17 protein-coding genes and 4 pseudogenes are annotated in these 22,303 nt (G+C 61.0%); 7 read left to right on the forward strand and 14 right to left on the reverse strand.

Annotated features, from left to right (window positions below; translation table 11 throughout):
* Window positions 1–4: 4 nt before the first annotated feature.
* From HDC32_RS00955 to HDC32_RS00985, 8 genes and pseudogenes are all read right to left on the reverse strand, one after another.
* A complete protein-coding gene (locus HDC32_RS00955) occupies window positions 5–1,645 on the reverse strand; it encodes an AMP-binding protein (protein WP_184742121.1) in 1,641 nt (546 codons plus the stop codon).
* Between the two features lie 117 nt (window positions 1,646–1,762).
* A pseudogene (locus tag HDC32_RS32320) lies at window positions 1,763–2,032 on the reverse strand (methyl-accepting chemotaxis protein); the annotation flags it as partial.
* Window positions 2,018–3,031: pseudogene (locus tag HDC32_RS32195) on the reverse strand (PAS domain-containing protein); the annotation flags it as partial. The pseudogenes HDC32_RS32195 and HDC32_RS32320, both read right to left, overlap by 15 nt.
* A gap of 19 nt (window positions 3,032–3,050) precedes the next feature.
* Window positions 3,051–4,310 carry a GTP-binding protein gene (locus tag HDC32_RS00965; RefSeq protein ID WP_131696434.1) on the reverse strand — a complete coding sequence of 420 codons (1,260 nt, stop codon included), beginning with the start codon at window positions 4,308–4,310 and terminating at the stop codon, window positions 3,051–3,053.
* Window positions 4,307–4,969, reverse strand: a complete 663-nt coding sequence (nthB, locus tag HDC32_RS00970; protein ID WP_184742122.1) for a nitrile hydratase subunit beta — start codon at window positions 4,967–4,969, stop codon at window positions 4,307–4,309. Before nthB ends, HDC32_RS00965 begins: the two co-directional genes overlap by 4 nt.
* A gap of 40 nt (window positions 4,970–5,009) precedes the next feature.
* Entirely contained in the window at window positions 5,010–5,594 is a 585-nt protein-coding gene (gene nthA, locus HDC32_RS00975) for a nitrile hydratase subunit alpha (RefSeq protein ID WP_184742123.1), read from the reverse strand.
* Window positions 5,595–5,678: 84 nt separating this feature from the next.
* The gene (locus HDC32_RS00980) at window positions 5,679–7,193 is read right to left on the reverse strand and encodes an amidase (RefSeq protein WP_167655304.1); all 1,515 of its coding nucleotides are present in this window, start codon (window positions 7,191–7,193) and stop codon (window positions 5,679–5,681) included.
* A gap of 332 nt (window positions 7,194–7,525) precedes the next feature.
* Entirely contained in the window at window positions 7,526–8,584 is a 1,059-nt protein-coding gene (locus tag HDC32_RS00985; protein WP_167655305.1) for a phenylacetaldoxime dehydratase family protein, read from the reverse strand.
* A gap of 242 nt (window positions 8,585–8,826) precedes the next feature.
* Here HDC32_RS00985 and HDC32_RS00990 point away from each other — a divergent pair, with 242 nt between their 5' ends.
* Window positions 8,827–9,762, forward strand: a complete 936-nt coding sequence (locus HDC32_RS00990) for a helix-turn-helix domain-containing protein (protein WP_131696429.1) — start codon at window positions 8,827–8,829, stop codon at window positions 9,760–9,762.
* A 172-nt stretch (window positions 9,763–9,934) separates the two neighbouring features.
* Here the strand turns inward: HDC32_RS00990 and HDC32_RS00995 are convergent, their stop codons facing one another.
* Window positions 9,935–10,516 carry a helix-turn-helix domain-containing protein gene (locus HDC32_RS00995; protein WP_184742124.1) on the reverse strand — a complete coding sequence of 194 codons (582 nt, stop codon included), beginning with the start codon at window positions 10,514–10,516 and terminating at the stop codon, window positions 9,935–9,937.
* Window positions 10,517–10,672: 156 nt separating this feature from the next.
* On the opposite strand from HDC32_RS00995, the gene HDC32_RS01000 reads away from it, so the two are divergent.
* Together HDC32_RS01000 and HDC32_RS01005 are read left to right on the forward strand one after the other, a co-directional pair.
* Window positions 10,673–11,566 (forward strand): DMT family transporter, encoded by an 894-nt coding sequence (locus HDC32_RS01000; RefSeq protein WP_184742125.1) that lies wholly within the window; start codon window positions 10,673–10,675, stop codon window positions 11,564–11,566.
* A 223-nt stretch (window positions 11,567–11,789) separates the two neighbouring features.
* Window positions 11,790–13,598: an ABC transporter ATP-binding protein gene (locus tag HDC32_RS01005; protein ID WP_184742126.1), complete on the forward strand. Its 1,809-nt coding sequence runs from the start codon at window positions 11,790–11,792 to the stop codon at window positions 13,596–13,598.
* Window positions 13,599–13,650: 52 nt separating this feature from the next.
* On the opposite strand, the pseudogene HDC32_RS01010 reads toward HDC32_RS01005, so the two are convergent.
* Window positions 13,651–13,872: pseudogene (locus tag HDC32_RS01010) on the reverse strand (UTRA domain-containing protein); the annotation flags it as partial.
* Window positions 13,873–13,899: 27 nt separating this feature from the next.
* On the opposite strand from HDC32_RS01010, the pseudogene HDC32_RS32200 reads away from it, so the two are divergent.
* Window positions 13,900–14,190 (forward strand): annotated as a pseudogene (locus HDC32_RS32200) (hypothetical protein); the annotation flags it as partial.
* Window positions 14,191–14,224: 34 nt separating this feature from the next.
* Here the strand turns inward: HDC32_RS32200 and HDC32_RS01015 are convergent.
* The 4 genes from HDC32_RS01015 to glcD are packed head-to-tail and all read right to left on the reverse strand — an operon-like array spanning window position 14,225 to window position 18,431.
* Entirely contained in the window at window positions 14,225–14,626 is a 402-nt protein-coding gene (locus HDC32_RS01015; protein WP_184742127.1) for a heme-binding protein, read from the reverse strand.
* Window positions 14,623–15,864, reverse strand: coding sequence for a glycolate oxidase subunit GlcF (glcF, locus tag HDC32_RS01020; protein ID WP_184742128.1), 1,242 nt, complete (start codon window positions 15,862–15,864; stop codon window positions 14,623–14,625). Before glcF ends, HDC32_RS01015 begins: the two co-directional genes overlap by 4 nt.
* Window positions 15,865–15,867: 3 nt before the next feature.
* Window positions 15,868–16,932 (reverse strand): glycolate oxidase subunit GlcE, encoded by a 1,065-nt coding sequence (glcE, locus tag HDC32_RS01025; RefSeq protein ID WP_184742129.1) that lies wholly within the window; start codon window positions 16,930–16,932, stop codon window positions 15,868–15,870.
* Window positions 16,932–18,431 (reverse strand): glycolate oxidase subunit GlcD, encoded by a 1,500-nt coding sequence (glcD, locus tag HDC32_RS01030; protein WP_131696423.1) that lies wholly within the window; start codon window positions 18,429–18,431, stop codon window positions 16,932–16,934. Before glcD ends, glcE begins: the two co-directional genes overlap by 1 nt.
* 232 nt (window positions 18,432–18,663) lie before the next feature.
* On the opposite strand from glcD, the gene glcC reads away from it, so the two are divergent.
* The 3 genes from glcC to HDC32_RS01045 all read left to right on the forward strand — a co-directional run bounded on the left by glcC (window position 18,664) and on the right by HDC32_RS01045 (window position 22,114).
* A complete protein-coding gene (gene glcC, locus HDC32_RS01035) occupies window positions 18,664–19,431 on the forward strand; it encodes a transcriptional regulator GlcC (RefSeq protein WP_184742130.1) in 768 nt (255 codons plus the stop codon).
* A 133-nt stretch (window positions 19,432–19,564) separates the two neighbouring features.
* Window positions 19,565–19,777: a hypothetical protein gene (locus HDC32_RS01040; RefSeq protein ID WP_053187656.1), complete on the forward strand. Its 213-nt coding sequence runs from the start codon at window positions 19,565–19,567 to the stop codon at window positions 19,775–19,777.
* Between the two features lie 228 nt (window positions 19,778–20,005).
* Window positions 20,006–22,114, forward strand: coding sequence for a Tat pathway signal sequence domain protein (locus HDC32_RS01045; protein ID WP_260403566.1), 2,109 nt, complete (start codon window positions 20,006–20,008; stop codon window positions 22,112–22,114).
* Window positions 22,115–22,303 lie beyond the last annotated feature (189 nt).

Consider the following 22,303-nt stretch of genomic DNA (forward strand, 5'->3'; position numbering starts at 1 on the left):
GCTTTCATGCATCGAGCGCCTGCTGCCGGGCAATTTCCTGATTGCGCAGAATGAAGCGCTGTAACTTGCCACTGGGGGTCTTGGGGAGCTGGTCGACGAACTCCACTTCCCGGGGATAAGCATGCGCGGCCAGGCGTTCCCGCACATGCAGGCGCAGTACTTCGGCCAGCTCGGCACTCGGCTGATACTGGCTGCCGAGTACGACAAAGGCTTTGATCAGCTCGGTGCGCTGCGGGTCGGGCTTGCCGATCACCGCCGCTTCGATCACCGCCGGGTGTTCGATCAGCGCGCTCTCGACGTCGAACGGCCCGACGCGGTAGCCGGACGTGGTGATCACATCATCGTTGCGGCCAACGAAGCTGATACTGCCGTCGTCATTCAGTTCCACACTGTCGCCGCTGAGGTAATAGCGGCCCACAAAGGCCCGAGTGGGCATACCCAGGTAGCCGTCGAACCAGCAAAGGGGCGAGCGCTCGCGATCCACCGCCAGGACGCCCGGCTGACCCGCCGGCAATTCCCGATGCGCCTCATCCAGCACGACGATGCGGTAACCGGGCACCGCATAACCCGCCGAGCCCTCACGGACCGGGTGACGCAAACCATGGTGATTGCACAACACCATGCCGATTTCCGTCTGGCCGTAATGGTCGTGAATGGTCACGCCGAGTTGCTCGGCAAACCAACGGATCACGTGTGGGTTGAGCGGCTCGCCGGCACTGCTGACGGCACGCAGGCGGCCGCGCACGGCGCCGGCGAACGCTGCGCCTTCGGCAATCAACAGGCGATAAGCCGTGGGTGAGCCGGCCAGATGGGTGATTGCGTACTTGGCAAGGACTCGGCACGTGCTCTCCACCGTGAAAGGGCCGTTGTAGAACAGCGTGGCATGACCACACGCCAGCGGGCCGGTCACTGCGTAATACAGGCCATAGGCCCAGCCGGGATCGGCCAGGTTCCAGAAGCGGTCGTCCTCACGCAGGCCAATCGAATCGCGCATATAGCCCTTGAAGGCCAGCATGGCGCGCAACGGCACTTCCAGCGGCTTGGCCGGCCCCGTGGTACCCGATGTGCACATGAGCAGGAACGGCGCGTCGGCGTCCAGCAGCACCGGTTCGCATTCTGCGCCCTGGCAGTCCAGGGTGCTCCAGAACGGGTAATCGCTTGGGTTTTGCGGGCAGTCGCCGGTGATGACGACGCTTGGGCAGTTGGCAATCTCATCCAGCTTGGGACGGTTTTGGGGATCCGTTACGATCCAGCGCGCGTTGGAGCAGCCCAATCGTTGCTCGATCGCCTTGGGACCAAATGCGGTGAAGAGCGGCTGATAGACCGCGCCCACCCGCCAGGTCCCCAAGATGGCAATCAGCAGTTCAACCGTGCGTGGCATCAGGCCGGCAACGCGGTCGCCCGGTTTTACCCCTTGCTCGCGCAAAAAATGACCGAAGCGTGCAGCGCTGGCCTGCAACTGGCTGAATGTGTATTGCGTGGCGCTGCCATCCTGCGCTTCGCAATACAACGCCACGGCGTCGTCGTGGGCGTGTCGGTCGCAGCATTCGACGCAGGCGTTCAGGGCAGTGAGGTCGCCGTGCAAAGCCCGCTCGGCGGTCTGCTGGTAATTGAAGGATGTGGCCACAGCTTGATAATCACGCATAACGATACCTGGTTCTTATTGTTGGGTGTGTACTGCCAATAGTTGCGTTGCCCACGACTTGCCCATTGAACGACGACGCGTCGCTGAGGGGGGCTAGCTGTCCATCATGTCGGCCGCTTGCTGGGTCGCCTGGCTGGTGCGGGTCGCCAGCTTGCGAACTTCATCGGCGACCACCGCGAACCCGCGTCCGGCTTCGCCAGCGCGGGCGGCCTCAATGGCAGCGTTCAATGCCAACAGGTTGGTCTGGCTGGCGATGCCCTGGATGGTGGCGACAATGTGCGTCAGCTTGCGCAGGGTCTCCTGCATCACTCGGTGCTGGTGTTCCTGAGCCTCACGCAGGGTGTTTTCTTCATGGTGGGCATGGATATCGGTGATGGCGCCCACCACTCTTTGCGGGGAACCGTCCTCTGCGCGGCGCGTTTGCCCACGGCCGCGAAACCAGCGGTAATTGCCACTGCTGTGCTTGAGCCGATAATCGACATCAAAGGGTGTTTTTCCGCTGTGGTCTTCGACGTGGGCGACAAACGCCGCGATTGCCCGCGCGCTGTCGTCTGGATGGAGGCGTGAGGTCCAGCTTTCCAATGTATTGGGAAATTCCTCAACCGTGGTGTAACCCAGCAGTCGCCGCATTTGCGAAGACCACCAGATGGTGTTTTTCGGGTTCGCCGGATCACCCGCCACCACCTCAATGTCCCAGAGCCCGTCATGGAGCATTTCACGGGAAATCTCGAAGCGTGTGGCCGCCAGTTCGAGTGACTCTTCGTGCAGGCGCTGTTCATGAATGTCACGCAGGTTTCCGCCGATGGCGACCGGTACGCCTTGCGCATCGCGGCGCGCGACTCCGCTGATCCTGCACCAGCGATAGTCACCGTCTGATGCAAGGGCCATGCGTACGTCCAGCGTAAAGGGGGTTCGCCCGCTGCGATCAGCCAGGTGCCGGGCAAGCGCGTCAAGATGGCGTTGCCGGTCCGTCGCGTGCAGTTGCTCGTTCCAGCGGCCAAGTAGATCAATACCTTGGGTCGGGATCGACGCGGACCCTGTCCACCTCATGGCCCACTCCGGCGCGGGTGCAGCAACACCTGTCGGTTCCAGTTCCCAAAACAGTTCACCTGCGCCTTGAGCGATAAGCGCCCAGCTAGCCTCCCGTTCCTGCAGAAGCGCGTCGCGGCGGGCCAGGTGCTCGGCCAATTGGGCGGCTTCCAATGCCAGCGCGTGTGTCTGTGCTTTCAGTGCTCGCCGCTCTTGCAGCAATGTCTCGACGCCCGCCAGGATGCGTCGCAATAACGGGTTGCTCGACGACAGCGGTGTACTCGCCTGGTCAGGCTCATCCAGTCTGTCGGCAAGCGGAGCCAATACCCAGCGGTTGGTTCGGCTGAAAAAGAGCATGGGCCACCTCTATCTCGGATCAAATGGGGTCGATCGCCATGGGCTGTGTGGGTATGCGGACAAGGGCCCGTTGGTCAAAGGCTGTCGCCCCTGGCAGTGCCTGCCAGGCCAGGGGGCCGGCGGCGATTTCCCGCGCACTCAGCAGGCAGGTGTCGAGCTCGCGCTGTAACGCGTCGGTGTCGAGCCCCTGGCCGATAAACACCAACTCCTGCCGGCAGTCGCCGACCACGCTGTCCCATTTGGCCATGAGGCTCTGCAGCCGATATTCATCCTGGGGCCATTGCGACGGCTCGATGAAGTTCCACCAGCGCCCGACATAGTCCCACTGGAACCGCTTGCCGCTTTGCACCAACAGGCCGGTTTCCAGGTGGCGGCTGGCAATCCAGAAGTAACCTTTACTGCGCAGCAACCGCCCGTTGCACCAGGGCCGCTCGAGAAAGTCGAGCAAACGTTGCGGGTGGAACGGTGCGCGCTCACGGTACACCCAGGACGTTACGCCATAGGTGTCTGACTCGGAGACCGCCGCGTCTGCCACTTCCATTTTCCGCATCCAGCCCGGCGACGCCGCGAGGCTGGGTAAATCAAACAGATGGGTGCCAAGGAGGCTGGCTAACGGCACGTTGCCGTGGGCCATCGGCAGGATCCGCGCAGTCGGGTTGAGGCCCGTGAGGATCGCCTGCACGGCCTGGTAGTGCGCCGCATCGATCAGGTCCAGCTTGTTGACGAGAATAACGTTGGCGTACTCCACCTGTTCGATCAGCAGATCGGCCAGATGGCGCTTGGGCGCGTCCGGTGTTGCGTCGTCGCGGTCAACGGTGTCCGGTGATTCGAGCAGTTCCTGGAAACGACTGCCATCGACCACCGTTACCAAGGTATCCAACCGCGCCAGTTCGCTGAGGCTGAAGCCCTCAGCGTCAAGGAAGGCGAACGTCTCCGCGACCGGCATCGGCTCGGAGATCCCCGTGGATTCAATCAGCAGGTAATCGAAACGCTGCTGGCGTGCGAGCATACTGATCTGCTCGAGCAAGTCAGCGCGCAGGGTGCAGCAGATGCAACCGTTGCTCATCTCGATCAGCTCATCGCGACCCCGGTGCAGCGCGACATCGCGCTGCACCTCTTCGGCATCGATATTGACTTCGCTCATGTCATTGACGATGACGGCCACGCGCAGGCCTTCGCGATTGCGCAGGATATGGTTGAGCAGGGTGGTTTTGCCGGCGCCGAGGAAGCCCGAAAGGACCGTCACCGGCAGTCGACTTGCCTGGGCGCCGTCTGTCATGCGTTCACCGCGCCCGCGCCGGCGGCCTTGTCCAGGTAGCTTTCGAACAGGTCGACCACCACAAAACCCTCATCGGCCGCATCCCCCCACAAGTCTTTCACGGCAAACTCGACGTGGTAGGTGGGTTGATGGGCGGCGCTTACATCGCCATGGCCAATCGCGTCCGGGAACGGCCATTTCTCTGACGTCCGGTGCAGGACCACGCCTTCCTTGCCGCGCACGTAGGCGGGCATGCGGATGTGTCCGGCCACATATTCGTCTCGCACGACCACCCGATCTCCCACCTCGAAGGGCGGCCGCCCCGTGATCGCCGCGCGGCCCTCGGCATGGGCGGGATTCGCCAGCTTGAAGTGGGAGCCCAAGGCCTGATCAAGCTCAGCCTGGGTGATCACGCCGGTTTCGACCAGCAGGGTGGCGGTCGCGATGACGTAGCGTTCGTAGTACTGGGTGCCGACATGCTGGCGCACGTCCAGGCGTTCGACGGCGTGACGCACTTCGTCCACGCTGAACTTTTTCAAGTGGTCGGCACCGATGAACATCAAGCTGTAGGCCAGATGCTCCCAGTCCTGCTTGAACACCTGTTTGTAGCTCAGGCTATTGATGGTGTGGGGGACTTTTCCAAAGCCTTGGAAACCGCCGAGATCGTGAAAGCCATCCATAATCAAAACTCCGGGAGTGAACGATGATGAGGTGTTGTTTTCAGCCCACGCGGGGCAGGGCGACGCCAATCAGCACGTCTTTGGTCACCAGCGTTCGAAGCTGCTCTTCGCTCATGTGTTCTGAGCCTTCAGGCCTGACCGGCACGACCAGGTAGCGGCTTTCGGCGCTGGTATCCCAGACCTTGACCACCATGTCCCGCGGCAACTCCGTTCCCAGTTCGCGCAGTACCGTACGCCCCTCCCGGACCAGGCGTGCGCGAAACTCGAAACCCTTGTACCACTCCGGTGGCAGGCCGAGGACCGGCCAGTTGGTGCAGGAGCACAGGCTGCAGACAATGACGTTCTTCACCGTCGGCGTATCCTCCAGGGCGACGATGTATTCGCCCTGGGGGCCGGTGTAGCCGAACTGGGCGCACGCAGCGGTGCCGTCCTTGAGCAACAGTGCCCGGAAGTGCGGATCGACCCATGCCTTGGCCACCACACGGGCGCCGTTCTCGGGGCTCCAGCCGTGCTCCATCAATTGCGTGAGCTGCTCGACATAGCCCTCCGGGATGAGTTCCTTGCTCTTGAGGACTTGAAACAATGCCCAGGCTCTTTCGCCGGGCGTTGAAGTAGCTGTACTCATGGGGTTATTCCTATCAGTCAACACGGGGGTAAAGTCATTGGATTTCTTATTGTTCTTCGGGCGCCGGCGACGCCCGTAGACGGCTCAGAGCGTGCGCCAGTCCACGGATGCTTCAAACGCCGCCGCAGCCTGGTAAAGGGTGCCTTCGGCATAGTGTTTGGCGACGAGCATCAGCCCGACGGGCAGGCCGTCTACCCGCCCGCACGGAATCGACATGGCGGGATGCCCGGTGATGTCCTGTGGCGCGGTGTTGCCGATCATTTCCAGTGCGCGCGCCACGTACTCAGTGATCGAGCAATCGGCCGGTGGGTGGGGTTGGGCGATGATCGGCGTGGTCGGCATCACCAGCAGGTCGTAGGTCTGGAGTGCCTTGTCATAGCCCTGTCGGGCAAAGCGCGCGAGGTTTTGCGCTTTGGCGTAATAACGCCCGTTGTAGTGGGTGAGTCCGTATTGACCGACGAACATGCACAGCTTGAGCGACGCGGATAATTGGTCGGCCTGTTCGCGCCAGCCGGCCTGTTTGTCCAGCAGGCCGACATCGTAGAGGCCTTTCCAGTTAAAGCCCGCGCCGTTGCCATGCATCATCTGCATGGTCAACCCTTCGCAGCCGATGGGGTGCCACAACGACCCTGCCAGGTTGTGCTCGGGAACGGACACCGGCTCGACATGCGCGCCCAACGCCTCGAGACGGGCGATGGCGTCACGCACTTTCTCGGCGACGCGAGGATCCTGGTTGGCAAGCGCAAACCCCTCTTGCAATACGCCGATCCTGAGCCCGCGCACACCCCTCGCCAGGTAGCTCTGATAGTCATCGACCTGCGGCGAGGCCTGGCGTGGATCAAGCCCATCCGCGCCGGCCATGGCTTGCAGCATCAGCGCGTTGTCGCGTACGTTGGCGGTGATGGGGCCGACATGATCGATCGTGGCTTCAATCGCCATGACCCCGGAGTAGGGCACCAGGCCGTGGGTCGGCTTCATGCCGTAGGTGCCGCAGAAGGACGACGGGATTCGGATGGACCCGCCTTGATCACCGCCAACGGCCATGTCCACCTCTCCGGCTGCGACCAACGCCGCACTGCCCGAGGAAGAACCGCCGGCGGCGTAACCGTGACGATGGGGGTTGTGCACGGGGGCCGGATCAGAAGTGTGGCTGCCGCCGGACAAACAGTAATGCTCACAGGTGGCCTTGCCCAGGATCGTCACCCCGGCATCCAGCAGACGTGTGACCACGGTGGCGTCGAATGACGGTACGAAACCGGCCAGCGGCGCCGCGCCGTTCATCATCGGCACACCCGCCAGGGAAATGTTGTCTTTCAACGCGACGGTTTTGCCGGCCAGCAGGCCCTCACGGGCCCCGTTCACTTCAGCCCGGCAGTACCAGGCGTTCAGCGGGTTTTCCTTGTCCGAGGGACGATAGCCCGAACTGCGTTCGTAGCGTATGGGCGGAACGAAATCAGGCAGTTCGTCGACCAGGTCGTAGGCATCGAAACTCGGTTGCATCAGGTCCAGATACTGCGCTGCCTGTTCAGGCGTCAGTTGCATGTGCAACTGGGTGGCGAGGTCCTGCAGTTGATCAAGCGTGGGGCGAATAATGGCCATGATTTTCCTTGATTTCATCGGTGGTCGGTGGGAAGGCGTGAGGCTGTTCAAACACTTCCTGCACCTTCGGGGTCGGATCATTCCGGGTGGCAATGGAGAACAAATTAGGCCTGTTTTGCCACGGCGGCTTGGTTGAACAGGACACTCGTTTGGCTGAACAGGACAGCTCAGCCCGGTGCCACTTCAAGGGCTTGGCTTTTGACAAACGGCAGCATTCCAAGCACGACTCGACGAGACTTCATGGTCAAATACCTGCCAAAAAGTGGCCCCGACCTCATGCGCTAGAGACGAGGGCCAAAAAATAATCGGGACGAAGGGCGCGGTGCCGGGTGTCAGCTTTGCGCGACACCTGCATCACGCAACATGCCGGTCTGCGGGTGGCAGTTGATGTACTCGAACAGCTGGCTCTTGGCGTCCGAGACCGACACTTCGTGGTACAGCCGCAACTTCACCAGACCGGCCGCCACGCGGAAGAAGGTGACGAAAATGCGCAGGTGGGTGGGATGGGATTCCGCCCAGCGTTCCAGTTTCTCGACCGAACGCCAGTGGCCGATGTTGTAGCTCATGTCGAGGAAGTTGCCGTCGAGGTCGATGTTGCGTACGAATCGATTGCTGTAGCAGCCCAGGGGCGCCCCGTTATCGCGCAGGAAATCCATGCCGTCCTGCAACGTCGGCAGGATTTCGTCGAGGTACAGTGAACGCTCGTCAGCCTCGGCGTCAGCCCAATCCTGGCCGGAGCGTATCAGCGCGATGTTGTCATGGCCCATGACGATGACGCGGCCACCTTTGGCCGGGTCGCCCAGCACCACCTTCAGTTCGCCCGTGGGGCTCATCCAGTCCGTCTGGGACGCCGGGAAACGATCGCGCATCGAGCCCCAGTAACCGTGCTCTTCGATCTCGCCGCTGGTCGTGTCCATGATCGCGCCCACCCCCGGCAACTGCTTCTGGAAGGCGTAGAGGGTTTCGAATTGCTCGGCACGCGGCGCGGTGATTTCGCGAAAATAACCCAGGCCGTCGTTCAGGCGATCCGGCGATGCCCACCAGTCATTGACGGGCGGTGATCGCAACCAGCGGCAATAGGCCGCCGCGTCCTTCCAGTAGCCGACGATCATCAGGTTGTCGTAGCCACTGTTGTCCGTGTGGTGGGTCAGATCATGGGTCTGCGGGCCGTCGGGCAGGCTGAAGCTGCCGACGATGTCGCGCATGGCCTTAAGGGCGCGCGCACGCTGCGCCTCACCGCGAAACTGCACGCCCAGGTAGGCCATCACCACTTGCTTCAAGTGTTCGTCGGCGCGGCCGACCCACATAGGGAAGGGCGGCTGGTAGTCCTCGGGCACACGGCGGGACAACGTCCGTGGGCATCTAAGGTGTTTGTCGATCGCAGATTCCATGGGCGGCTCCTTGTTTTTTTTCAGGTTCAGGCGTAGCGGGCTGGACAGGCCGTGAGGTCATAGTCAGGCATGTGCGAACCGCCTCGCTTTGTTCGCCAGGACAACCGTTTGGTTGGAAAAGACAGGTGCCGGATGCCAGGGCTCAGGAGCGATAAAGGGGGCTGGGCGTGGTCTGAATTTTGCTTCCCAGGATCGACCGGCAGCGTGTCGCTGCTTCAAGTCGTTGCATTAAGGTGAGTGCCATGGCTCAGAACAATCAATATTCCACCCTTGCCGTTTCGCAACCGCGTCGCTTCGATTACTGGAAAGAAGTGGTGTGTCGCCATTGTCTTATGGCTGACAGCAAACCCTCGACCCAGAGCGATTTCAACGGAACGCTCCAGGTCTCCGGTGTGGGGGCGCTGGATGTCTCCAGGCTGTCGTCCCCGCTGCATCATTGGGTCCGTTCCGAGCGGCATTTACGCAGTGGCCCCGCAGAAGACCTGTGGCTGGGCTTCACCCTCAATGGGTATGGCGAAATTGAGCAAGAGGGGCGCAAGGCCACACTGGGGGCCGGTAATTTGTTCCTTTATGACGCAACCCGACCGTTCCGATTCAGCCTGGGGGGGAGCGAAAACCACTTGATGCGCATCCCTCGGCAGTTACTGACTGAGCGGTTGCCGCGTGTGGCGGAATGCACCGCAATGGTGCTGGATGACCGCCGCCCCGGCGTGGTGCCGTTGCGCGAGATGCTGCGCCAGATGGCGAACACTCCCGTGCTTCTGGAGGATGGAGGCATTTGCAATCGTTACTCCAACACGATAATCGACCTGCTCGTGATCAGCCTGGAACTCCAGGACCTGAAGACGACTCATCAGGAGCTGGATCTTTATGCGCGGATAATGACCTATATCCAGCACCACTTGAGCGAGCGAGAACTGTCGATCGAGCTGATCGCCCAAGCCCACCACGTGTCCACCCGAACGGTGACCCGTGCATTCGCCCGTCATCAGAAAAGCCCGGTCGCAGAGATCTGGAAAGAACGGCTGAATGCCAGTCGCGCGGCCATCGAGTGCGGCCAGGTGCGCAGCGTTTCCCAAGCCGCACTGGACTTCGGTTTTTCCGATTTCTCCCACTTCAGCCACGCGTTTCGCAAGGCGTTTGGTGTTGCGCCTCACACGCTCTTGACGCGCAACTGACGGGGCCCCAAAAAAAGGCGGGGGTTATTGGCGTCCTGCTCGATAAAATTGACGAGATGAAAGGGTTAAGTTGCTAGCGATCCCCCTGCCGATTCAAGCCCGAGTCGCGACCGACGCAGCCTCGCCGGGGCTCGGCAGCTACGGATTTGACAGGCGTCAAGGTGCTCCCACCTCAGGAATGCTCGATCATCATCACCGCCGTGGTGTCCGCCTCAAGTGCCTCGAACACATGAGGCACATTCGCCAAGTAGCTGATGTAGTCGCCGGCGTTGAGCAACACCGGGCCACTCGCCGGGCCGATACGTGCACTGCCACTGCACAGCACCACATGCTCTACGGTGCCCTGCGGGTGAGGCTGAGACAGACGAACTTCGCCGGGCTGCACCTTGAGTCGGTAGATATCGCGCTGTACGCCGGCCGGGCAATCGGCAAGCAGTGTCGCTGCGTAATGGGCCGTCTCGGCATAGGCGGTCATGCCCTCGTTAGCGCGAATCACCCGCAGGGCCTGCCGGGGCTGTTCGAAGAACCGGGTGACTTGCAAGCCCATGGCCATCGCCAGCGACCACAAGGTTTCGATGCTGGGGTTACCGATGCCCGACTCCAATTGAGACAAGGTCGACTTCGCTACCCCGGCGCGCTTCGCCAGCTCGGTCAAGGAAAGCCCGGCGGCCAGGCGCTCGCGCTTGATTGACAGCGCCAGCAGATCGATTCGACTCGGATTATTTCCCGGCAGGTTGTTCGTTATATCGGTCATTTGTTTTATAAACCATCCTTGAATAGGTTGACGCTCTTGGGGGGTATGTTCAGTATATCGGCCATTAGTTCATTATAAAGTTGTATTTGCCAGCCTATTTCCCCGCGAACGGTGGCTTGGGCCAGGGTGATGTCGATAGCAAGGAAGCCATAAGTGATGAAGTCGAAAACCCGTGGGACGCTCGAAATGACCTTGGCCATGGCCATCTCCGGCACAGTCGGCTGGTTCGTCGTCATGTCGGGGCAGAGCCCGGAGGCGGTGGTGTTCTGGCGTTGCCTGTTCGGCGCCATGGCGATGCTGGTCGCGTACCTGGTGCCTGGGGGGCTGCGCAGCGCGCGGATCGCTGCCCGGCCATTCATTCTGGTGTGCCTGGGCGGGGTGGCGCTGATCCTCAACTGGGTGCTGCTGTTCGGTGCCTACACACATGCCTCTATCGCCATTGCCACGGTGGTCTACCACGTTCAGCCGTTCATGCTGGTCGGCCTGGGTGCGCTGTTTTTTGCCGAACGCCTCAGTGTCGCCAAGGTCGGCTGGCTGCTGTTGGCCTTCGCCGGGCTGATGCTGATCGTGTCCGCCAAGGGCCATGGGCAGGCCACCGGCGCCGACTACGTGCTGGGCGTCTGCCTGGCCCTGGCTTCGGCCTTTTTCTATGCCGTGGCGGCGGCGATCACCAAGCGTCTCAAGGATTTTCCCGCGCACCTGATCGTGCTGATCCAGATGGTGGTCGGCGTGCTGGTGCTGGCACCGTTCGTGGACTTCACTGGGGGCGAAACGCTCAAGGGCGCCTGGACTTACCTGATCATTATCGGGGTGGTCCATACCGGGCTGATGTCGACCCTGCTGTACAGCGCCATCCAGAAAATCCCCACGGCACTGGTCGGGGCACTGTCGTTCATCTATCCGATTGTCGCTATCCTGGTCGACTGGGTAGCCTTCGCCCATCCCCTCAGCACCCTGCAAGTGATGGGCGCAGGCGCGATCCTGCTGGCGGCGGCGGGCATGAATTTTGGCTGGTCGCTGGGCCGCGCGGGGCGTCAGGACGTGACGTAAGGTCGGGCGCCCAACCGCCATCGAGTGAAAAGACGTCACGCCAACCACTGGCGGCAATGCGCCTGGGAAGAACATCCATGAATACTCATGGTTCTGGTGTCACGGCCTGTCATAATCCGGGGGCGCGCCTGGATCCGGGAGCGAGTGGCGCAGAGCCCGCCCGTATCCATGGCTCTCGGCAGTCCGGCCCGCTTTCACAACCCTCAAGGAGTCCGTGCCATTCATGGTGCTGTTCAATCGATTGAGCGCGTTTTCGATCCAGGCGCGCAGGGCACTGGGACTGGTGTGGGAAACCTCACGGCCACTGTTCACGGGGCTGTTGCTGGCAACGATTGTCGCCGGACTGCTGCCCGCACTGGCCGCCTGGATTGGACAGCGCATTGTTGATGGCGTGGTCCACGCCATGCAGGTTCATGCGGCCGGCAGCCAGGCACCCGTGTGGCCGGTGATGCGCTACGTGCTGGCCGAGGCCGGTGTGCTGGCGTTGTTGGCGGCGGCGCAACGGGCGCTGTCGATGCAGCAGTCGCTGCTGCGGGTGAAGCTGGGCGTGAAGGTCAACCTGATGGTCCTGGAGAAAGCCCAGACCCTTTCGCTGCTGCAATTTGAAGACGCTGAGTTCTACGACAAGTTGGTGCGTGTGCGCCAGGGTGCTTCGACGCGCCCGCTGAGCCTGGTGACGAAAGGACTGGGGTTGGTGCAGAACCTCATTTCGCTGGTCAGCTTTGCTGTCCTGTTGGTGCACTTTTCGCCGTGGGCCCTGTTGATTCTGGTGGTCGGTGCGTTGCCGGTGTTCTTCGCCGAGACGCATTTTTCCGGCAATGCGTTCCGCTTGTTCCACCGCCGTGCACCGGAGACGCGTCAGCAGAACTACCTGGAATCCTTGCTCTCCCACGAGTCCCATGCCAAGGAGGTCAAGCTGTTTGGCCTGGCACCGCTGTTCCTCCAGCGCTATCGCGACAACGCCCAGCGTTTGTATACGGAGGACCGCCAACTGACGCTGCGCCGTGACGCCTGGGGCTTCACATTGGGCCTGCTGGGCACCGCAGCGTTTTACCTGGCCTACGCCTGGGTGGTACTCGACACCGTGCGTGGCCAGACGAGCCTGGGCCAGATGACCATGTACATCGTGCTGTTCAAGCAGGGGCAAGCCGCAATCACCGCCAGCCTCAGCGCCATTGCCGGGCTGTACGACGACAGCCTGTTTCTCTCGGACCTGTATGAATACCTTGAAACCCCCGTAATCACGCCGCGCGGCCGACTCACCCAAGGGGCGCGCCCTGGCGATGGCCTGCGCTGCGAACAGGTGAGTTTCACCTACCCAGGTGCTGAATCTGCCGCGCTGCGCAATATCAACCTGCACCTGGCACCGGGGAAAAGCCTGGCGCTGGTGGGTGAAAATGGCTCCGGCAAAACCAGCCTGATCAAACTGCTGACCCGTCTGTATGCCCCGGATGAAGGCCGCATCCTGCTGGATGGCAGCGACCTGCAGGAGTGGGACGAACACACCCTGCGCCAGCGTATCGGCGTTATTTTCCAGGACTACATCCGCTACCAGATGACCGTCGGCGAAAACCTGGGGGTGGGTGACGTCGACGCCCTGGACGACCAGGTACGCTGGCGCAGCGCTGCCACTCAAGGCGTGGCGGCCGATTTTATCGAGCGCCTGAGCCATACCTATTCAACCCAGCTGGGACGCTGGTTCGGAGGTCAGGAACTGTCCGGTGGGCAGTGGCAGAAAGTCGCCTTGTCGCGGGCGTACATGCGTCAGGATGCCGATCTGCTGATCCTCGATGAACCCACCGCCGCGCTGGATGCCGGGGCTGAGGCGGCGGTGTTCGAGCACTTTCGCGAGCATGCCAAGGGCCGCATGACTCTGTTGATTTCCCACCGGTTTTCCAGTGTGCGCAGTGCGGATCACATTATTGTGTTGGAACGCGGGCAGATTCTGGAGGAGGGCAGCCATAGCCAGCTGATGGCTGCGGGTGGACGGTATGCCGAGCTGTTCGACGTTCAGGCGCGGGGTTATCGCTAGGAAACCCACCGCCGCGTATCTTCCGATCCCTTCAAGCGACGTGTGCGGACCTCTATTTGGCAGGGCCGGATTTGAACACGCCGCTGAGCACAAACGCATAGCGTTCCGGGCGGATAAAGAAGGTGGTGCGGTCGCAGCAGCGCCCGTCGGCAAAGTAAGAGCTGCGCTCCATCACCAGCAGCGCGGTGCCGCGTTTGACGTGCAGGGTGCTGGCCAGGCTGGTATCGGCCGTTTGCGCACGAATGGCCAGGTCGGCACGGATGACGGCCAGGCCGAGTGAATTCGTCGCGATCCTCGGGCCGTCCGGTTGCGCCTGGGCGGCGCACGCATCAAGGACCGTTTTCGCGGCGCCTACTGGACCGGAGAAATGCGCGTGACGGGAGCGGTCATCAACGGTTTTCGCGCCTTGGGCCTCGATCACCCGGAGCAAACCGTATGGCGCAAGGGCGCCACGACCCTGGCCTTTCGCACCGACACCAACGGCGACACCGACAGTATCGAAATCGACCTGTCGCAATTGGCCGGCGCGACGTTGCAGATCCGCAGCCGCATCGACAACTACATCAAGGTCGGCGATCCGTCTGAACCCCAACGCGGGGCAAGCCCGCTCGCCACAAGGGTCCGGTTCAGCTCAGGCATTGCGCCCCGGCTTTGGCCACCTGTGCATCCTGGCCAGACTTGACCCCGGACACACCGACGGCGCCGATGACCTGGCCGTCGACGATGATCGGCACACCGCCTTCGAGGGAGGTCAACAAGGGCGCTGACAAAAAGGCGTAGCGCCCGCCATTGACCATCTCTTCATACCCTTTGGACTCACGCCGGCCCAGTGCCGAGGTGCGGGCCTTTTCGGTGGCGATGTAGGCACTGACCGGCGCGCAGCCGTCGAGGCGTTCAAGGGCCAGGGGATGGCCGCCGTCATCGACAATGACGATGGTCACGGCCCATTGATTGCTGTGGGCTTCGGTGCGTGCAGCCGCAAGGATTTGGCTGACTTCGGTCTGGCTCAGTAGAGCTTTGGTTTTCATGGGGATTCTCCAGTACTGGGTGAGGGCAACGCGGCCTCGACCAGTTCGATCCAGTGCCTGACCGGGGTGCGCCCCGCTCCGTCGAGGTGGGACTGGCAGCCAATATTGGCGGTGGCGATGACGTCGGGGTGGCCGCTTTCCAACGCAGTGAGCTTGTTATCGCGCAGTTGTCGCGACAATTCGGGCTGGGTCAGCGAGTAGGTGCCCGCCGAGCCGCAGCACAGGTGGCTGTCGGGAACAGCGGTCAGGTTGAATCCCAGGCTTGTCAGCATGGCTTCAACGGCACCGCCGAGTTTTTGCGCGTGCTGCAACGTGCAGGGGCAGTGGAACGCCAGGCGCTGGTCGCTGTGTACGCCGAGCTTATCCAGCGGCTCGCCGCGCAGCACTTCAACCAAGTCCCTGGCCAGGGCACTGACCCTTTTCGCCTTGTCGGCATACGCCGGGTCGGTGCTGAGCAGGTGGCCATAATCCTTGATAAAGGCACCGCAGCCGCTGGCGGTTTGCACAATGGCCTCGGCACCGCTTTCAATGCTCGGCCACCATGCATCGATGTTGCGCCGCGCACGCTCAAGGCCGGCCGCCTGAGCGTCGAGGTGATAGTCCACGGCACCGCAGCAGCCTGCCTCATGGGTCGATATGACGCTGATCCCCAGTCGATCCAGCACCCGCGCCGTGGCGGCGTTGGTATTGGGGGACAGACTCGGCTGCACGCAGCCCTCAAGCATCAATACCTGGCGGGCGTGGTGTGGGGCCGGGCGCGGTTTGACCGGGTAGGCGCGGCGAGGCAACTTGGCCTGCAAGGTGTTGGGCAACAACGCCCGAAATAGCTGGCCACTGCCGATCAGCACGTTGAATAGCGCGGGATTGGGAACGACGCTGCGTAACCCTTCGCGCAGCAAGCGTTGACTGAGCGGGCGTTGCACTGCCGCGTCGACCACCGCCCGGCCGATGTCGAGCAAGTTGTGATATTCGACGCCTGAGGGGCAGGTGCTTTCGCAGTTACGGCAGGACAGGCAACGGTCCAGGTGCTCCTGGGTCTTGCGCGTGACTTCATTGCCTTCGAGCACTTGCTTGATCAGGTAGATGCGCCCCCTCGGACCATCCAGTTCATCGCCCAGCAGTTGATAGGTCGGGCAGGTGGCATTGCAAAAACCGCAGTGCACGCAACTGCGCAGGATGTTTTCGGCTTCTTCAGCGCGAGGCAGTCGGCGGGCGTCTTCGCTCAAGGTGGTCTGCATGGTTCAAAGCTCCGCGTACAGGCGACCGGGGTTGAAGATGCCCCGTGGATCGAGTTGCTGCTTCAGATTCCGGTGGTAGCGCATCAACGTGTCGGGCAGCGGTTGGAAGGGACTGTCGATCAGGCCCGGGTGGTAGCAGGTCGCATGCCCGCCGAGTTTATCGACCACCGTGCGAATGACACTCGCGTCGGCGTCGGATTTGAGCCAGCGCTGGGCGCCCCCCCAATCGATCAGTTGCGTCCCTGGCAGCGACAATCGGGGCGTGTTGTGCGGCAAGGACAGGCGCCAAAGGGGCAGGTCCTCATCGAAGAAACTCAACCGGTGTTCGTTCAGGTCATGCCAGTAGGCAGCGTCCAGACACTCACCGCCCAGGCGGTCATGGGCCGCCGCCACCGAGCCTTCACCCCCTTCGAGTCGCAGGTGCAGGCGCTGGCCATCGTGACACGCGGCGCTGATCGGCAGCGGTTGTTGCCCCCATTCCGCCAGGCGCAGCAAGGCACGGTCGGTGTCCAGCTCCAGGCTGATGCTCAAGGTTTGCCGTGGTTTGGGCAGGACCTTGAGGGACACTTCGGTCACCACCCCAAGCGCGCCGTAACTGCCGGCCATCAAGCGCGACAGATCGTAGCCGGCGACGTTCTTCATGACCTCGCCGCCGAAGCGCAAATGCTTGCCCTGTCCGGTGATCAGCCGTGTTCCGAGGATGAAGTCGCGGACCGATCCTGACCACGGACGCCGTGGCCCCGAGAGTCCGCAGGCAATCATGCCGCCCACGGTGGCGTGTTCACCGAAGGAGGGCGGTTCGCAAGGCAGCATCTGTTGCGAGGCGTCCAGCACTTCTGCCAACTCCGCCAAGGGCGTGCCGCAACGGGCGGTGATCACCAGTTCAGTCGGGTCGTAGCTGACGATGCCACGGTGGGCGCGCGTGTCGAGGACTTCACCTGTGACTGCGCGTCCAAGGAACGCCTTGCTGTTGGAACCCTGGATGAGCAGCGGCGTGGCGTTGTTCAGCGCCTGGTTGACCTGCTCCAGCAGCGCTGCGCTGGCGTCGATAGCGTGTTCGCTGTGCATCAGAAACGCTCCAGGTCGGGGAAGGGCATCTGACCCAGATGAACGTGCATGGCGCCAAACTCAGCGCATCGATGCAATGTCGGGATGTTCTTGCCAGGGTTGAGCAATCCGCCTGGGTCGAATGCGGCTTTGACGGCGTGGAACACGTTCAGCTCATCGCTATTGAACTGGGCGCACATCTGATTGATCTTTTCGCGGCCCACACCATGTTCACCGGTAATGCTGCCGCCGACCTTCACGCACAATTCGAGGATCTTGCCGCCCAGGGCTTCGGCGCGATCGAGTTCGCCCGGTTGATTGGCATCGAACAGGATCAGCGGGTGCATGTTGCCGTCGCCGGCGTGGAAAACATTCGCTACCCGCAGGTCGTACTCGGTCGATAACGCCGCGATAGCGTGCAGCACGCCAGGCAGTTCGCGGCGCGGGATCGTCCCGTCCATACAGTAATAATCCGGTGAGAGGCGGCCCACCGCCGGAAACGCATTCTTGCGCCCGGCCCAGAAACGCACGCGTTCGGCCTCATCGCGAGCCTGGCGCACTTCGGTGGCGCCGGCCTGTTCCAGCACTTGGCGCACGCGGTCGCAGTCGTCGTGGACGTCGGCTTCTACGCCATCGAGTTCACACAACAGAATCGCTTCGGCGTCCACCGGGTAGCCGGCGTGAATGAAGTCTTCGGCGGCGCGAATGGCCAGGTTGTCCATCATTTCCAGGCCGCCTGGGATGATGCCGGCGGCAATGATGTCCCCCACCGCACGGCCAGCCTTTTCGACGCAGTCGAAGGCTGCCAGCAGCACTTTGGCCGTTTGTGGTTTGGGCAGCAGCTTGACCGTGACCTCGGTGATCACCCCGAGCATGCCTTCGGAGCCGGTGAACAACGCGAGCAGATCGAAACCCGGAGAGTCGAGGGCCTGGGACCCCAGGCTCACGTGTTCGCCGTCGACGGTTAGCACGTCGACGTTGAGCAGGTTGTGCACGGTCAGCCCATACTTCAGGCAATGCACGCCACCGGCGTTTTCCGCCACATTACCGCCGATGGAACAGGCGATCTGCGAGGAAGGGTCCGGCGCGTAATACAAACCAAATGGCGCAGCCGCTTGGGAAATCGCCAGGTTGCGTACCCCTGGCTGAACCCGGGCGGTGCGGGCGGCGGGGTCGATGTGCAGAATGTTGTTGAAGCGCGCCATCACCAGCAACACGCCTTTTTCCAGCGGCAGCGCACCGCCGGATAAACCAGTGCCCGCACCACGAGCCACAACCGGTACACGCCGCTCATGGCAGACTCGAAGCACGCCCTGCACCTGATCGATGTGGCGCGGCAGCACCACCAGCATGGGCGTGGTGCGATAAGCGGAGAGGCCGTCGCATTCGTATGGCTTGAGCGCTTCGCGCTGGTGCAGGATTTCCAGATCAGGCAACCGAGTCTGCAGGGCCTGCAGCAGCGCCTGTTTGTCGACGTCAGGCAGGACGCCGTCGACGCGTTCATCGTAGAGAATATTCATAGTCGGTAGGCGACCCTCAGTTGTTTTTATTCGAGGTCTGTTCCGATGCAGCTGGCTTGCATCATTCGCCTGGGGCGTTTTACTGTCTATGGGTTGTTGGTCTGGTCGAACCAGTTGTTTAATCGTTGTTTCTTTATTCGGTTAAAAAAGACCATCAAAAACAGTCGATTAACCGGGTGTTTGAGCACTGGCGAGTCGGACGCTGAAGCTGGTCATACCAGTTGGAGATCGCATGGACAGCACAGAAACGGGCCGTACCCAGCAAGTTGCCGACGTGGTCTGTGAGCGGATCGAGCGCCTGATCGTCGACGGTGTGCTCAAGACCGGGCAACTGTTGCCTTCGGAGCGGCGGTTGACGGAAAAACTCGGCGTCTCGCGTACCGCCCTTCGCGAGGGACTCAAGGTGTTGCGCGCTCGCGGGATTATCAACACCGAGCAAGGCAAGGGCTCATTCGTGGCCGACCTGTCGGGGCCGGGCGTGGCGTCACCGCTGCTGCACCTGTTCAGCTCGCAGCCGCGGACGCTCTACGACCTGTTCGAAGTGCGTAGCCTGCTCGAGGGCGAATCCGCCCGCTTAGCGGCCCTGCGTGGCACCGACGCCGATTTTGTCCTGATCACCCGCGCTTATGAGGCATTGCTCGATGCCCACGGCCATTTGCTGGAGGCGAGCGAACATGCTCGGCTTGATCATGCGTTCCACCTGGCGATCTGCGAGGCGTCGCACAACCCGGTGCTGGTACAGACCTTGCGCTCGCTGACGGACTTGCTGCTCAACACCGTCTTCGCTTCGGTCAACAACCTCTATCACCGTGAACCGCAGAAGCGCCAGATCGATCGCCAACACGCACGGCTGTATAACGCCGTGACCGGGCGCCTGCCGGAGCAGGCGCGCAAGGCGGCCATCGCGCACATCCAGAGCATCTGCGAAAACCTCAGGGAAATTGAAAGCGAAGAGCAACGGCTGATTCGGTCCACGTTGCGACTGGAGGGGTGGGCGTGATGCAGCGTCTGGATCTATTATTCATTTTAGGAATAAGAATAATAGAATATATTCCTTGGTCGTATTAATCATCATGCTACCTTGCTGTCACCGGACCGCCGGATATGTTCAATCCTATTGTTATGGTACGACTATGTCTGGCGCCCGAATCTTCCAAATCAGCCTTGAGGCTCTGTCGCATGACGGCGCCCACGCAGCGATTTATCACGCCGGCAATATCCGCATCAGTTCTTTTTCCTCCATTGCCGTTCCATTCGTTACCGGCAAACCTCTCCCTTGTCAGGCCAACAGCGAAGCCTGCAGTGCAATCAGCGAAGGCTTGGCGTTTCTTCTCTACGCCATGTGAATCGTCGTTGTTGGGTGGACTGCCCCCGGCATCGTAGACATCTCCAGCCTATGCTTGGTACTAAGGCTCTGTCCAGGCGCAGGTGAGCGCCTGGTAGAGCACGTCACGCTTCTCAAGCTGGAAAATGAGAGACCCAGCCGGAGCGGTCTCATCCTCAAACGACTCAAAAACTTACCCAGCAGTGTCGGTCTGCCGTCATTGAAGCTCCTCAAGGAATTCACAGCCATTATGAACAACGCTAAAAAACTGACTTTAGTGGCTGCTCCACCTGGCACAGATTTCCATCGCGGTGACGGTTTCAATAAGAAGTTCGTCGCTTCCAGATGCTTGGTACTTGCAGTGTCGCTTGGTGGGTTGTCGACATTAGCTTCCGCCGCGTCTCAATCCCCGCCGTGTGAAACACCACCGGGCGGGATAATGTTCATTACTCAAGACTGCGTCGATCCGGAGTTCGACCGCCCGGTAATAGATAGCCGAGAAGATTTGAAAAGCCCTGTTCTGACGCATCGCGTTTCCGGGCACTTCGAAGGCACCGATGTAAAGTTCAGCTTTTTCTTCCCGCCGAAAGCCCAATGGAAAGGGCGTTTCTTCCACAAGGTTTATCCCTTGGGTGACGGTAGCGTTCCGGACCGGGTAATCAAATTTGGTGCCGACAGCGGTGCGTATACCGTGGATACTGTTTCGCCCTCTGGCTATCGAGCCAACGCGGCGGCTGCAAAGTTCTCGAAGATGGTCGCTGGGGAATACTATGGACTGCCCGCTTCTCAGATCCACGGCTACATCTATGGTGGCAGCGGCGGGTCTTATCTGACCATTGCAGCGGCTGAGAACTCGTCGGGGGTATGGGAGGGTGCCGTTCCATTCGTCATTGGCGTTCCAACATCCATTCCTACCAATTTTTTTGTTCGTGCTTTCGCACGTCTTGTACTCGAAGATAAAGCGTCACACATTGCCGACGCTATGCGACCGGGAGGTAGCGGCGATCCTTTTGCAGCACTTGACGCCACGCAGGCCTCGGTTCTTGCGGAGGTCACGGCAATGGGCGTGCCCCTGCGCGGTTGGGATAATTACGCCTACATCCTGGGTCTCAACGACCCGCAAGGTTTACTGGGGTTTGCCAGTTCGGTCAAAGGCATTGATCCCGGTTATGCAGATGACTTCTGGAGTAAACCTGGCTACCTCGGTACCGCGCAATCCACTCTGGGCACTCTTGTACGAAGGGCGAAAATTGAGCGCGTAGTGTCGGTTCAAAGGATAGATCGTGACTCGGCTGGTAAGCCATTAAGCTTGCACGTGGCCGGGTTGTCGCACCTCAAAAACAGCTCTTGGTTGGACTTCACTCTCGAAGGGGCAGAAGGGGGCAATCGAAAATTGCTTGGGTCTTTGGATGCCGAGCGCGGAGTCATTACGCTGTCCGCGCAAAATCAAGTCGACATGCTTAACACTCTGACAACTGGAACCAAGATTCGTGTCGACAATCGCTGGGCAATTGCGTTGACCTCCTACCATCGGCATCAGGTACCGGTTTCTGGTGGATTTGCTGTGTGGGATCAATTTCGCAATGCAGACGGTTCTCCGCGCTACCCGCAACGCCCCCAAGAGGTAGGCTCAATAATCAGCGCAGGTGTCAGCGGAGGCGGTAGCTTCACCGGCAAGATAAACAGCAAGATGATAATCATAGCCAATGCACTTGATGTCGATGCCTACCCTTGGGATGCCAACTGGTATGGCCAGCGATTGAAGGCGGGAGAGGGTAATCAGTACGACGAGAAGGTGCGAATCTGGTTAAACGATAATGCAGACCATTTGGATGGCAGCGTTGTTGCCTCGGGCGCGGCTGACAATCAGTTTGTGAGACTTGTAGATTACAACGGCATCCTCGAACAGGCCGTCAGGGACGTAAGTGCCTGGGTGGAAAATGGTACAGCGCCGCCTCGCTCCACTCAGTATGGGCTCAATAATGGCCAGGTCTCATTACCTGCAGACGCATCAGCAAGGCAAGGCATCCAGCCTGTTGTGAAACTCACGTCCAGGAGCGGTGAGAGAATCATTGCCAAAGTCGGGGAGCCCGTCACGCTGCTGGGTGACATTACCGTCTCGCCATCTGCCGGCAAAATTGTGAAAACGGAATGGAGCCAGACGGGGAACGATGATTTTCTAGACGCTCCGCTTCCTCATCAGCCGTCAGAAACGCTCGCTATACATAAAACACTCACCTACTCGGAACCTGGCACCTACTATCCCGTGCTCCGCGCTACCGTCCAGCGTGAGGGTGACGCCACGGCGGAGTTTACGCGGGTCGGAAATCTGGCAAGAGTGCGAGTAGTAGTGGAGTAGGAAATGCCCAGGTAATTTCTCACGAATTCGGCCATAGGCCATTGGTGCTGCGAGTAACATGCAACCGGTAGGCCGGGACTTGTTTTGCAGCGATGTTCCTGCTGATAGGTTCAGGGTTTGAGAGCAGCCGTAGCTGGTGTCCGTGCCGGTTCAGCTGCCGTTCGCGGCGCTCTTCATCCCAGCGATAGA

The sequence above is a fragment of the Pseudomonas sp. JAI120 genome (assembly GCF_014207255.1).
Lineage (GTDB): Bacteria > Pseudomonadota > Gammaproteobacteria > Pseudomonadales > Pseudomonadaceae > Aquipseudomonas.

Coding starts and splice junctions, on each gene's coding strand:
- HDC32_RS00990 (WP_131696429.1), top strand. CDS start 8,827: ATGGCTCAGAACAATCAATATTCCACCCTTGCCGTTTCGCAACCGCGT.
- HDC32_RS00985 (WP_167655305.1), bottom strand. CDS start 8,584: ATGGAATCTGCGATCGACAAACACCTTAGATGCCCACGGACGTTGTCC.
- HDC32_RS00995 (WP_184742124.1), bottom strand. CDS start 10,516: ATGACCGATATAACGAACAACCTGCCGGGAAATAATCCGAGTCGAATC.
- HDC32_RS01000 (WP_184742125.1), top strand. CDS start 10,673: ATGAAGTCGAAAACCCGTGGGACGCTCGAAATGACCTTGGCCATGGCC.
- glcE (WP_184742129.1), bottom strand. CDS start 16,932: ATGCACAGCGAACACGCTATCGACGCCAGCGCAGCGCTGCTGGAGCAG.
- HDC32_RS00965 (WP_131696434.1), bottom strand. CDS start 4,310: ATGACAGACGGCGCCCAGGCAAGTCGACTGCCGGTGACGGTCCTTTCG.
- HDC32_RS01015 (WP_184742127.1), bottom strand. CDS start 14,626: ATGAAAACCAAAGCTCTACTGAGCCAGACCGAAGTCAGCCAAATCCTT.
- HDC32_RS01005 (WP_184742126.1), top strand. CDS start 11,790: ATGGTGCTGTTCAATCGATTGAGCGCGTTTTCGATCCAGGCGCGCAGG.
- glcC (WP_184742130.1), top strand. CDS start 18,664: ATGGACAGCACAGAAACGGGCCGTACCCAGCAAGTTGCCGACGTGGTC.
- HDC32_RS01045 (WP_260403566.1), top strand. CDS start 20,006: ATGAACAACGCTAAAAAACTGACTTTAGTGGCTGCTCCACCTGGCACA.
- HDC32_RS01040 (WP_053187656.1), top strand. CDS start 19,565: ATGTCTGGCGCCCGAATCTTCCAAATCAGCCTTGAGGCTCTGTCGCAT.
- nthA (WP_184742123.1), bottom strand. CDS start 5,594: ATGAGTACAGCTACTTCAACGCCCGGCGAAAGAGCCTGGGCATTGTTT.
- nthB (WP_184742122.1), bottom strand. CDS start 4,969: ATGGATGGCTTTCACGATCTCGGCGGTTTCCAAGGCTTTGGAAAAGTC.
- glcD (WP_131696423.1), bottom strand. CDS start 18,431: ATGAATATTCTCTACGATGAACGCGTCGACGGCGTCCTGCCTGACGTC.
- glcF (WP_184742128.1), bottom strand. CDS start 15,864: ATGCAGACCACCTTGAGCGAAGACGCCCGCCGACTGCCTCGCGCTGAA.
- HDC32_RS00980 (WP_167655304.1), bottom strand. CDS start 7,193: ATGGCCATTATTCGCCCCACGCTTGATCAACTGCAGGACCTCGCCACC.
- HDC32_RS00955 (WP_184742121.1), bottom strand. CDS start 1,645: ATGCGTGATTATCAAGCTGTGGCCACATCCTTCAATTACCAGCAGACC.